Annotated in this window: 11 protein-coding genes; 3 read left to right on the forward strand and 8 right to left on the reverse strand. The window is 56.8% G+C overall.

Features of this window, described 5'->3' with window-relative positions; genetic code table 11:
- Positions 1–87: 87 nt before the first annotated feature.
- The 6 genes from ACM6IT_RS17875 to gnd form a co-directional block, all read right to left on the reverse strand.
- Positions 88–1,320, reverse strand: coding sequence for an MFS transporter (locus tag ACM6IT_RS17875; protein ID WP_414914417.1), 1,233 nt, complete (start codon positions 1,318–1,320; stop codon positions 88–90).
- A complete protein-coding gene (locus tag ACM6IT_RS17880; RefSeq protein WP_414914416.1) occupies positions 1,317–2,042 on the reverse strand; it encodes a 2OG-Fe dioxygenase family protein in 726 nt (241 codons plus the stop codon). The genes ACM6IT_RS17875 and ACM6IT_RS17880 overlap by 4 nt, the downstream gene beginning before the upstream one ends.
- 4 nt (positions 2,043–2,046) lie before the next feature.
- Positions 2,047–3,414 carry an ATP-grasp domain-containing protein gene (locus tag ACM6IT_RS17885; protein WP_414918438.1) on the reverse strand — a complete coding sequence of 456 codons (1,368 nt, stop codon included), beginning with the start codon at positions 3,412–3,414 and terminating at the stop codon, positions 2,047–2,049.
- A gap of 30 nt (positions 3,415–3,444) precedes the next feature.
- Entirely contained in the window at positions 3,445–4,599 is a 1,155-nt protein-coding gene (locus tag ACM6IT_RS17890) for a KamA family radical SAM protein (protein WP_414918439.1), read from the reverse strand.
- 304 nt (positions 4,600–4,903) lie between these two features.
- Complete coding sequence (zwf, locus tag ACM6IT_RS17895; protein ID WP_414914414.1) at positions 4,904–6,418, reverse strand: glucose-6-phosphate dehydrogenase; 1,515 nt, start codon at positions 6,416–6,418, stop codon at positions 4,904–4,906.
- Entirely contained in the window at positions 6,415–7,395 is a 981-nt protein-coding gene (gene gnd / locus ACM6IT_RS17900; protein ID WP_414918440.1) for a phosphogluconate dehydrogenase (NAD(+)-dependent, decarboxylating), read from the reverse strand. Before gnd ends, zwf begins: the two co-directional genes overlap by 4 nt.
- 272 nt (positions 7,396–7,667) lie before the next feature.
- On the opposite strand from gnd, the gene ACM6IT_RS17905 reads away from it, so the two are divergent.
- From ACM6IT_RS17905 to ACM6IT_RS17915, 3 genes are all read left to right on the forward strand, one after another.
- Positions 7,668–7,832 (forward strand): DUF6026 family protein, encoded by a 165-nt coding sequence (locus tag ACM6IT_RS17905; protein ID WP_177336471.1) that lies wholly within the window; start codon positions 7,668–7,670, stop codon positions 7,830–7,832.
- A gap of 216 nt (positions 7,833–8,048) precedes the next feature.
- Positions 8,049–9,785, forward strand: a complete 1,737-nt coding sequence (locus ACM6IT_RS17910) for a phosphoethanolamine transferase CptA (RefSeq protein WP_223540940.1) — start codon at positions 8,049–8,051, stop codon at positions 9,783–9,785.
- Positions 9,786–9,930: 145 nt separating this feature from the next.
- Positions 9,931–10,140: a hypothetical protein gene (locus tag ACM6IT_RS17915; RefSeq protein WP_008053741.1), complete on the forward strand. Its 210-nt coding sequence runs from the start codon at positions 9,931–9,933 to the stop codon at positions 10,138–10,140.
- A gap of 60 nt (positions 10,141–10,200) precedes the next feature.
- Here the strand turns inward: ACM6IT_RS17915 and ACM6IT_RS17920 are convergent, their stop codons facing one another.
- Together ACM6IT_RS17920 and ACM6IT_RS17925 are read right to left on the reverse strand one after the other, a co-directional pair.
- Positions 10,201–10,692 (reverse strand): GNAT family N-acetyltransferase, encoded by a 492-nt coding sequence (locus tag ACM6IT_RS17920; protein ID WP_223540939.1) that lies wholly within the window; start codon positions 10,690–10,692, stop codon positions 10,201–10,203.
- A gap of 117 nt (positions 10,693–10,809) precedes the next feature.
- The coding region (locus ACM6IT_RS17925) for a transposase (RefSeq protein WP_414918442.1) at positions 10,810–10,914 on the reverse strand (105 nt) is incomplete at its 5' end.

Below are 10,914 nucleotides of genomic sequence, written 5' to 3' on the forward strand. Positions count from 1 at the left end.
CAGAGAGCAAATCATTTATACAATGCCTGGCTCTCTGAGGTGTGCCGCCAGTTGGGCCACCCACTAAATACATCCCCTTCGTTGAACTCAATATTTCCTCCATGCGCCAACGTCGATCGGCAGTTTTTTCATCCATAGCCCCATGACGACCAGTGCGGTTAAAGGTAAGCCATGGAATAAAACAATCACTTGGGCCGGGGTCCACGCCAAATAGAATGGTCCTACCACCAGCATCCCCACTCCGAAGCCGGCCATCTGAATCAGTGTCAATAAACTGAACAGCGGCAGACGCAAGCTATCGGGCTCACCTTGCGCGCGGGAGATCAAGGCCACCTCAGATAAACCATCCCCTATGCCGGCCCACACGACCAACACCAGTGCCAGCCACAACTCGGTTTGTTGAAAGGTCAGAATAAAGCCGCTGGACATCAGCGCCACACCTATCATGAATAAGAGTTCCATGCTTTGCGTGCGACGGTCTTTCAAAACCGCACTGGCCAGGCGCGCACCGACGAACTTGCCACAGGCCCAGACCGCCAGCAGATAACCCATCACCGTTTTTGCCGTGTCCGGCGAAATGTACTGGGACAGCACAGGCCAACCGACGTTATGGGCAGCGCTACCGAGGGTATCGAGCATGCTGATCAGCAACATGGCGGCCAGCACTGGCGCGCCGCGCAGTCCTTTCCTCAGTTCGTGCCACTCAGCAGAGAGCCCCCGATGCGCAACAATGGCTACTGAATACAACGCGCGCAACGGCAGGATCAGACTGGCGGCCACGACATAGGTGCCGATGTTGACGGTAAACACCGCTTCAAATCCCCCTGTTGCGATCAGCAACCCTGACAGCAAACTGCCAAAGACCGCACCGGTGGCTGCGGCAGAGGTGATCCACGCATTGGTACTCACCCGCTGTTCAAGCGCTACCCAGGTGGGTAACTGACTGTTAAGGCCAATGGCAAACAGCGAATTGCACACGCCGATCCCAAAAGCGATGAAGGGTAGGATGCTCAGCTGATGTGTCGGTATCAGCACTAGCAGGGGCATCAATAATAGCGCCCTGGCCAAATCCAGCCCGGCCAACGCGCCACGCCCCGCAAAGCGCCGGAAAAACGAAATGCCAAACGCGCTGGCGACAATCCCGCCGATGACGCGGCACGCCAGGAAGATACTGACGAACACCACGCTTTCGCTGAGCCAGTAAACGTAGGTGGACAGCGCCACCATGTTGAGGAACGCGCCAAAGTCCGAAACGCCTCTGGCAAAGATGATCAGGTGCGCGTTTCGGGTCGAGCGCGCCAACTGCGGATCGTGGCTCATGAAAGCTGCGCCTCTACGTCAGGTGGCAGGCTGCGAAGGCTCACCAGCAACAAATCGCGCCAGGCCGGCGCCGAATCGGCCTGCGGGCGCACATCGCTGGCCCGGTGGTAAATCCTACGGTCGTTGATCACGATGGTTTCGAGAAATTGCTCCATCGCCAGGTTCAATACCCGACTTTGCTCCGTTTCACTGGCAAAGACCTCCGAGACCACCGGCACTGTATTGCACTCGCCAATGAAGTGCATAAATACCCAGTCCAAGCCATCCTGGTGAATCCCCGAGGTGGTCGGACTGCTGGAATGCGCATCAGCCCTGACCCGAAACTGGTGGATATCAATCGTATAAGTCTGCTTTCCGAGGTGCGGGCCGATCACCGCAAGGTCCGTGGCCAGTAGTTTCTGCATGAGCGAATGCCTGATAAAGCCATCCTCGCAATAGCTCAAGTGATTCACGCCCTTGCGATACTTGATGGCATAGGTCACGGATGATTTGAACTCCGCATTCCTGTCGAGCCGCAGCTGCCGCGAAGGCAACAAACGATAGCGCAGGATGCGGCGTTTACGGTGGGTGTACTCCATGAACGCCTCGTCTTGCACCAGGTTTGACCAGTACGCTCGAAAGCTCTCCTCTTCACCCGGCTCAATCGGGATCAACTCCCGAAAGTCCCGGACGTGGCAGTAGTGATGCTCGCGCAAATGCGCCGAAATCCGTGAGATGCCCATAACGCTATCCTGCAACCGGGTTATCGAGGATGACACGCAGGTTTTGCCTGATCGCATCATGCAGGGCATGGGCGTGTTCGGCATCGTCGACCTTGGTCCAGCACTTGAGCAAGTAGTGCTCTTCGATATCCGCATCGATATAGCTACCGGCTTCCTGCTGGGCATATTCCAGCACACACTCGTTATCATCCAGGTAGTGCATGCCTTCAATGCCCTTGAAATAGCCGCTGTGTTCCGGATAGATCGCCAACATCGAGTAGCTTTGCCCTGCGTCGGCGATCTTTTGCGCTCCAGCATCGAGCTGGGCGTTTATCCCCGGCCCGCCCAGCAGCAACGAGATATACAACTGATAAGGATTGATGGCGGCCAGATCACGGAAGGCTGCGTTGACGTAGAGACCACCCAAGCGCGGGTTGATCTCAATGACCACAGGCCCCTCATCGGTCATCCGAAACTCGAAATGCACCACTGCATTGGTCAGGCCAACCGCGCGCAGGCAATCCACGGCGTATTGGCGAATCTGCTCACACTGGTCCTCAGTAAAGGACGTCGGTGGCGAAATCAGCAGGTTTTCGAGTACGGTGCCATTGCGCTCTGTCAGCATCAATTTTTCGTTGATCAGCAGCGGATGGATCAACTTGCCGACAATCGCACATTCCACACTACCTTCAATGCCTGAGATATAGCCCTCCAGCAGCATGCTGCGCCCTGGAATATTCTCGTGCTGCCGCCCGTTTTCGTCAGGTAGGGTGTGCGCGCAGCCATAGAAATCCGAGCAAGGGGCAGTGCCGTGATTACTGAGAAAATGCGCGTAATGGCTGTGCAACTCTTCCCAGCTGGAACACTTCTTGATAAACACAGAAGCACCGCCAAAGGGGGGTTTGGCAATGAGCGGATAACCTACTCGATCGGCACCCTCCTTGAGGGCTTGTTCATTATTGCAAAGTGCGAACGGCACGGAGCGAAGCTCATGCTTATCCAGTACTCGACGCATCAGGAACTTGTTATTGCAGGCGGCAATGGCCTCAGGGCAGCTGTAAACCAGGCCGAGCCGCTTACAGGCCCGTGCAACAATACAACCCACCTCCCCTTGAGCAGACGGATGCCCTGCGTGGCAGAAAATCGCGCGAATGTTGTACTGCCCATCAAGTTGGCCAACCAGTTTCAAAATTGATACTTCGCTTAACGTATCAAGCAGGAAAACTTCATCACTATCATCCCGAAGTCGTTGCAGGTGATGACGCCCCAACACACCCGCCGTCAAACAAAGTAAACCTTGTTCGCGGGCAGCCGCAAAGTGCGGCTCACGATAACTATAGCGAACAGAAGTACTGTCATCGACATCAATAAAAATAATTGCATCTCGTTTCATGATGGATACTACCTGATTCGGTAAATGGATTCACGCGTCGTGCCAACTGCACCATTGACCTTCCCAGTTACGAAAACGGTAATGGCGCTGCCCATCGCGAACTTCAAAATGCGGTAAATTTTCAGGTTTTTCAAAATCCAACAAGGGCACGGTGAACTTGCCTTGTGCGTGCGGCAGAACATATTCGGGCATGGCAATGTTGGACACACGCCGTTTCAGGCGGTCCATAATAGCGATGACCTGACTGATTGAGGCCTTGTATTCCGATGCACCCGGTGAGAACGGCATGAAGTGGTACAAGTAATATGGTTTTACACCCATGCGATAAAGATCGATGAACAGTTTATGTAATGTTTTTTCATCGTCGTTCACGCCACGCAACAATGGCATGTTAGAGAAGACAATCGGCACCACACTCTGAATGCGTTTAATCGCGGCGGCAAAGTCGGCACTCAGTTCAAGCGGGTGGCATACATGCACACCAAAGGCGTTGACGTTGTACTTCTCCAGCATTGCGACCAGTTCATCGGTGATGCGAAACGGGTTAAAGCTTAGGGCTCGCGAATGAATACGGATAAGCAGGTCGTTGCTGATTGAGCGCAACGTCGCCAGGTTCTCTTCTAGCCTGCGGTCAGCCAACATCAAGGGATCGCCACCGCTGAGAATCACCTCTTCAATGGCAGGGTTGTCGCGCACGTACTCCACCGATTCCAGGAATGAGTTGGTATTGGCATTGGCTTTCTCGGTATCGACCTGCAAGGTACGCAAGGCTTCAAAGCAGAACTGGCAATACGCATTGCAGGTATTAGTCATCCGCAAGATGACGCGATTATCGTACTTGTGTTGGCAGATAGGAGTCTTCATCTCATGATGCAACTCCCAATTCTCCGAAGTGCCGTCGTAGTCACCCGGCACATGTTCATTCCAGTAGGGCACCACCTGTTTCCACAGTGGATGTTCCGTCACCGGGCCGCTATCGAGCGAGCGCATGATCAGATCAATATAGTAGGGTGTAATTTGCATCTTACGGTCTTGCAAGTTTCGCTCAATATGAGCGGTGATATCTTCACTCCAGCCGCCGCATGCCACGCGAAGTGCAAGTTCATCACGCACGGCATTCTTCTGCTGCCAGCGCCAGTCTTTCCACTGGCCCGCACCATGAATATTTCGTTCGAAGATCGACATCTATTCAGCGCCTCTGTTAATCATGCACGAGATAACAATGAGGCTAACAAAAATTACTTGCGACGCAGGTGAACATCTATTTCTGAGTGCTACGTAGCCGACGGGCTAAGGTATTTGAGCAGAATACTAAACATCATCGGGCGCATGCAGGTGGAAGGCGTACTGATCCAAATAGATTAGTTGTTTTTTTCATGGCAACGGTCTCCGGTGGGGTCCCCTGTGAAAGCTTAGTGGGCGAACACAGGGGACAGCGGGGTAGCCATTTCATTAGTTTTTTGCATGACTCAATGAGACTGACGCTCGCTCATCCGAGACGGTGCCAGACGCGGCCGTCGCGAGTCAGCAGTTCTTCGCCGGCCTTGGGGCCGTTTTCCCCGGCGGCATATTGCTGCACGGTGGAATCCTGCTGCCAGGCATCCAGGAACGGTTGCACTGCGCGCCAACCATTTTCGATGTTGTCGGCGCGCTGGAACAGCGTCTGGTCGCCCGTCAGGCAATCGTAGATCAGGGTCTCGTAGCCGGTGGACGGCTGCATCTCGAAGAAGTCCTTGTAGGCGAACCCCAGCTCGATGTTGTCCATTTTCAGGGCCTGACCGGGACGCTTGGCCAGCAGGTCGAACCACATGCCTTCGTTCGGCTGGATCTGAATGCGCAGATAGGTCGGCTGCAGCTCATCGACCTCGGTATCGCGGAACTGTGCATAGGGCGCCGGCTTGAAACAGATCACGATCTCGGTGTCACGCACGCTCATGCGCTTGCCGGTGCGCAGGTAGAACGGCACGCCGACCCAGCGCCAGTTATCGATCATGACCTTGAGGGCCACATAGGTTTCGGTATTGCTGTCGGGGGCGACGTTGTTTTCCTCGCGGTAGCCCGGCAGTGCATTGCCGTCGATCTCACCCGCGGCGTATTGGCCGCGCACCGAGTTGGCGCGGGCCTCCTCCACCGTCCAGGGACGGATCGCGCCAACGACCTTGGCTTTCTCGCCGCGCACCGCATCGGCACCAAACGCCGCGGGCGGTTCCATCGCCACCATCGCCAGCAACTGGAACAGGTGATTGGGCACCATGTCCCGCAGTGCGCCGGTGTGCTCATAGAAACTGCCACGGGTTTCCACGCCGACGGTTTCCGCGGCGGTGATCTGCACGTGGTCGATGTAGTGATTGTTCCAGAACGCTTCGAACAGGCTATTGGAGAACCGGCTGACCAGGATGTTCTGCACGGTCTCCTTGCCCAGGTAATGGTCAATGCGATAGATCTGCTTTTCCGTCATCACCTTGAGCAGGCAAGCGTTCAAGGCTTCGGCCGTATGCAGGTCGGAGCCGAAGGGTTTTTCGATCACCACCCTTCTGAAGGCCTCGGGGGTTTCTTCCAGCAAGCCGGCCGAACCGAGGCGACGCGCCACTTCACTGAAGAAACGCGGTGCGGTGGCCAGATAGAACACCGCATTGCCGGTACCACTGTCGGCGATTTTCGCCGCCAGCGCTTGATAAGTGCTGTCGTCCAGGAAATCGCCCTGGACGTAGCTGATGCCTTTGGCGAGTCTGGACCAGACCGCTGGATCAAGGGTGTGGTCACCCTTGCCAGCCATCTCGTTTCGAATGAATTCTTCGAGCTTTTGCGCAAAGCCTTCATCGCTGATGGCGTTGTGGTCAACGCCGATGATCCGCAGTCCATCCCCGAGTAACCCGTTGCGCTTGAGGTTATACAACGCCGGTACCAACAGACGCTTGACCAGGTCACCGTGGGCGCCAAACAGAAATAGCGTGGTCGGCGGCGCGGGTTCAGCCTTGGATTTTCTGCGGATCGCGTGGGTCATTTTTTCGAGGTCTCCACGTGGCCGCCGAAACCGAAGCGCTGGGCCGAGAGAACCTTGTCGCCAAAGGTACCTTGCCCACGGGAACGGTAGCGGGAGAACAGCGAGTTCGACAGCACCGGCACCGGCACCGCTTGCTCCATGGCAGCTTCGATGGTCCATTGACCTTCACCGCTGTCGGCCACGGACCCGGAGAAACCGTCAAGTTTCGGATCGCTGGCCAGGGCGTCGGCTGTCAGGTCCAGCAACCACGAGGACACCACGCTGCCACGGCGCCACACTTCAGCGATGTCGGCGACGTTCAGGTCGAAACGCTGGTCTTGCGGCAGGTTCTCGCTATTTTTGGTCTTGAGGATATCGAAGCCCTCTGCAAACGCCTGCATCATCCCGTATTCAATGCCGTTGTGGATCATCTTCACGAAATGCCCGGAACCGGCCGGACCGGCGTGAATGTAACCACGTTCGGCACGATCGTCGCCGGACTTGCGGTCCTTGGTGCGCGGGATGTCGCCCATGCCCGGGGCCAGGGTTGCGAACAGCGGGTCGAGGCGCCTAACGGTCTCGGCATCACCGCCGATCATCATGCAGTAACCGCGCTCCAGGCCCCAGACGCCGCCGGACGTTCCGACGTCGATGTAGTGCAGGCCTTTTTCCGAGAGGGTCTTCGCCCGGCGGATATCGTCCTTATAGAAAGTGTTGCCACCGTCGATGATGGTGTCGCCGGCTTCGAGCAAGGTGCTCAGGGTGTCGATGGTTTCTTCGGTCGGCGCGCCGGCCGGCAGCATGACCCAGACCGCACGCGGCCTGGCCAGGCCGGCGACCAGCGCCGGCAGATCGCTGACGCCGGTGGAGCCCTCTGTGGCCAGGGCTTCGACAAAGGCGGTATTGCGATCGTAAACAACGGTGGTGTGCCCGTTGAGCATCAGGCGCCGCGCAATATTGCCGCCCATGCGGCCCAGTCCAATAATCCCGAGTTGCATGTGCTGATGCTCCCTACTACAAATTAAAGTGTGTCAAAGGTTATAGCCCAACGCGACTCATGAGGTTAGTCCAGAGCGTTGGCGTGAAGTTTCCGGGCATTGTGCCCGATCCTGATGGTTAACGTCGGGAATCAAACCGAAGACACAACGACCATGAAAAATAAAAAAGTTCCCTTTGGGGGCAAAAGAAATCAAAATTGGCGCCGATAGTAGATCAGCCCCGGATTTCGAGGCGTACCTACAGTTGAGACACGCCATTTGCGAGGTGAGCAATGGGCACAGTACATACCGCACTGCCAGCACAAACCCTTTACGTCACTATCCGTCGCGATGAATTGCGTCAGTTGAAGGACGAACGCGATCAGTTGAAACAGGAGCTGGCGCAATTGCGGCTATTGCTGCAAGCCAGTCAAGTGCAGCCCCTGGCTGCGGTGTAGCGCACCCCGCTCACCTGATTCCCTCCTTTGAAGCGGGAGCAGTCTGCACTGTTTCCGCACCGGCTCACGCCCTGCCGCCTTTGGCATCTCACAAAATTTTCACAATTGCCCCACGATAATTACTCGTTTAGGTCGCCCGATTTCGCGCGGCCCTCGTTCGTCGTCCGCGATATCCAAGTCCCGGCGGTGGTAGTGAATTCTCGGCTGGAGCGCTGAATGTCTTGGTTTAAACGCAGTAAAACCACTGCGGCAGGTTTCGATTGGGCCGGATTCGTCTGGCTGTTTGTATTCTTCTGGTACTTTTCCGGCATTACCCAACTACTGATCCAGCTGACTGGCACCTCCGGCTTTAGCGGGTTCCGCCAGGCCTTCGTCATGAGCGCCATCTGGCTGGCGCCGATGTTGCTGTTCCCCCGGCACACCCGTGTCATGGCTGCCGTGATCGGCGTCGTGCTGTGGGCCTGCTCCATGGCGAGCCTGGGCTATTTCTTCATCTATCAGCAGGAATTTTCCCAGAGCGTCATCTTCATCATGTTCGAGTCGAACGTGGCTGAAGCCGGCGAGTACATGACCCAGTACTTTGCCTGGTGGATGGTCCCGGCGTTCCTGGCCCACAGCGCTTTTTCCTGGTTCCTGTGGACACGCCTGCGCCCGGTGTACCTGTCCCGTGGCAAGGCGCTGGTCGCGGCAACAGCCCTCCTGTTCGCCGTGGTCGCCTATCCGCTGATCAAGCAGACCCAGCGCACCGGCAGTTTCGCCGCCGGTTTCGAGAAGTTCGAAACCCGCATCGAACCCGCGGTGCCATGGCAGATGGCCGTGGCCTATCACCGATACCTCGACACCCTGGCCGGAATGCAGGACATGCTGGAAAGCGCCAGCAAGATTCCACCGCTGCACAACCTCAAGGACGCCATGGCCAACACGCCTGCTACCCTGGTACTGGTGATCGGCGAGTCCACCAACCGCCAGCGCATGAGCCTGTACGGCTATCCCCGGCCAACCACGCCGGAACTGGACAAGCTCAAGGATCAACTGGACGTTTTCGACAACGTCATCACCCCGCGCCCCTATACCATTGAGGCGCTGCAGCAGGTCCTGACCTTCGCCGACGAAGAAAACCCCGACCTGTACCTGTCGACGCCATCGCTGGTCAGCATGATGAAACAGGCGGGTTACAAGACGTTCTGGATCACCAACCAACAGACCATGACCAAGCGCAACACCATGCTCACGACCTTCTCTGAACAGGCCGACGAGCAGGTGTACCTGAACAACAACCGCAACCAGAACGCTGCCCAGTACGATGGCGACGTGATCGAGCCGTTCAACAAGGCCCTGGCCGACGGGGCACCGCGCAAACTCATCGTCGTGCATTTGCTCGGCACGCACATGAGCTACCAGTACCGCTACCCGTCGACCTTCGACAAATTCCAGGACCGCGAAGGCGTACCTGCCGGTATTCGCGATGACCAGTTGCCGACGTACAACAGCTACGACAACGCCGTGCTGTACAACGATTTCGTGGTGTCCAGCCTGATCAAGGACTACGCCCGGACCGATCCCAACGGTTTCCTGCTGTACCTGTCCGACCATGGTGAAGACGTGTTCGATTCCGTGGGCCACGCCACCCTGGGGCGCAACGAGAACAAGCCGACTGCACCGATGTACACCATTCCGTTCATGGCCTGGGCTTCGCCGAAATGGCGCGCAGCCCATGACTGGAACCTCGCCGGTGATCTCTCGCGGCCTTACAGCAGCTCGCACCTGATTCACACCTGGGCGGACCTGGCAGGCCTGAGCTTCGACGAACTCGATCGCAGCAAGAGCCTGGTCAGCGACAGCTTCAAGGCCCGGCCATTGATGATCGGCAACCCGTATGAGCGTGAGCAACGGGCGTTGATCGACTTCAGCCTGATGAAGCCCAGGACGCCACCGGCTGTCGTCCAGCAGTAATCCTTTCAGGGGCCGCTTCCGGCCCCTTTTTTCATGCTGGTGAAGTTGATTCCCATTTAACCGAATCGGCGGATAATGCCATTTCGACACTGCTTCATTGATTCATGGACGAAAGGCATCCGACATCTGTAGTGGGAGGCAAACCATGAAACGCACCGCAATGATTCTCGCGGGCCTGATGGCCTTGGGCTCAACCAGCGCTTTTGCCGAAGGAGGAGCCGAACGCATGCGCTATTACTACGAAAGCCTGCGACTGGCCCAGCAAGAAGCCCTCGGCCACCCTATCCAAAGCACCGAGCTGCGGGTTCCGGACGATCAAACCGCACAAATGACTGAAACCTACAGACCAAAATGATCCTGGGTCGCACAAGACTGTCGGGCGTCCTGATGGACGCCCTTTTTTGGGCCTGTCGAATCAGAGACTCTTGGTCCAGAACAGCATCCGCCCATGGGCAGGGTCGAACATGCCGGGAGCGAAACCGGCTTTTTCATAGGCCCCCTGGGCCACCGCGTTGCCTTCCAGCACCTCCAGGGTGAGCTTGCAGCAGCCGCGCTGACGGGCAATATCCTCGACCTTTTGCAGCATTTTCTGGCTCAAGCCCAGGCTGCGAAATTTTTTCACCACCGCCACATCATGCACATTGACCAGCGGCCGGCAGGCGAAGGTCGAGAATCCCTCGAAGCAATTGACCAGCCCGGCCGGCTCTCCACCGACAAAGGCCAGCACACTGAAAGCGTGGGGACGCCGGGCAAGCTCTGCCGGAAGTTGCTCCAGTACATTGGCCGGTAATGGCTGGCCGCCCCCCATCGGGTCCTCGGCGTAGTGGTTCAACACCAGACAAATAGCCTCGGCATGCACCGGATTGGTGTAACTGGCCTGAAGCACAAGAATTTCTGCGGAGTCCATTTCCATCCTCGATCACACATGAAGTAGCCCCCAGCATGCAGTCACGCTGAAGTGCCGGCAGACCATAGCGCGAGCACCGTGGTACCGACAATCGCAACCGAGAAAATCTTTGGTTCTTCACGGATTACCGGGAAAGACGCTCTTGATCTTCATGAAAAAGAATTCGCTGTCCCGGTAACCGTACGCCATCCGCTTAATGATCTTTATTCGATTGTTTATGCT

This window comes from Pseudomonas sp. IT-P4 (assembly GCF_949767755.1).
GTDB classification, from domain to species: Bacteria; Pseudomonadota; Gammaproteobacteria; order Pseudomonadales; family Pseudomonadaceae; genus Aquipseudomonas; species Aquipseudomonas monachiensis.

What these genes read in the sequence shown, in the direction of transcription:
- ACM6IT_RS17875 (WP_414914417.1), bottom strand. Translation starts at nt 1,320, where the DNA reads ATGAGCCACGATCCGCAGTTGGCGCGCTCGACCCGAAACGCGCACCTG.
- ACM6IT_RS17880 (WP_414914416.1), bottom strand. Translation starts at nt 2,042, where the DNA reads ATGGGCATCTCACGGATTTCGGCGCATTTGCGCGAGCATCACTACTGC.
- ACM6IT_RS17885 (WP_414918438.1), bottom strand. Translation starts at nt 3,414, where the DNA reads ATGAAACGAGATGCAATTATTTTTATTGATGTCGATGACAGTACTTCT.
- ACM6IT_RS17890 (WP_414918439.1), bottom strand. Translation starts at nt 4,599, where the DNA reads ATGTCGATCTTCGAACGAAATATTCATGGTGCGGGCCAGTGGAAAGAC.
- zwf (WP_414914414.1), bottom strand. Translation starts at nt 6,418, where the DNA reads ATGACCCACGCGATCCGCAGAAAATCCAAGGCTGAACCCGCGCCGCCG.
- gnd (WP_414918440.1), bottom strand. Translation starts at nt 7,395, where the DNA reads ATGCAACTCGGGATTATTGGACTGGGCCGCATGGGCGGCAATATTGCG.
- ACM6IT_RS17905 (WP_177336471.1), top strand. Translation starts at nt 7,668, where the DNA reads ATGGGCACAGTACATACCGCACTGCCAGCACAAACCCTTTACGTCACT.
- ACM6IT_RS17910 (WP_223540940.1), top strand. Translation starts at nt 8,049, where the DNA reads ATGTCTTGGTTTAAACGCAGTAAAACCACTGCGGCAGGTTTCGATTGG.
- ACM6IT_RS17915 (WP_008053741.1), top strand. Translation starts at nt 9,931, where the DNA reads ATGAAACGCACCGCAATGATTCTCGCGGGCCTGATGGCCTTGGGCTCA.
- ACM6IT_RS17920 (WP_223540939.1), bottom strand. Translation starts at nt 10,692, where the DNA reads ATGGACTCCGCAGAAATTCTTGTGCTTCAGGCCAGTTACACCAATCCG.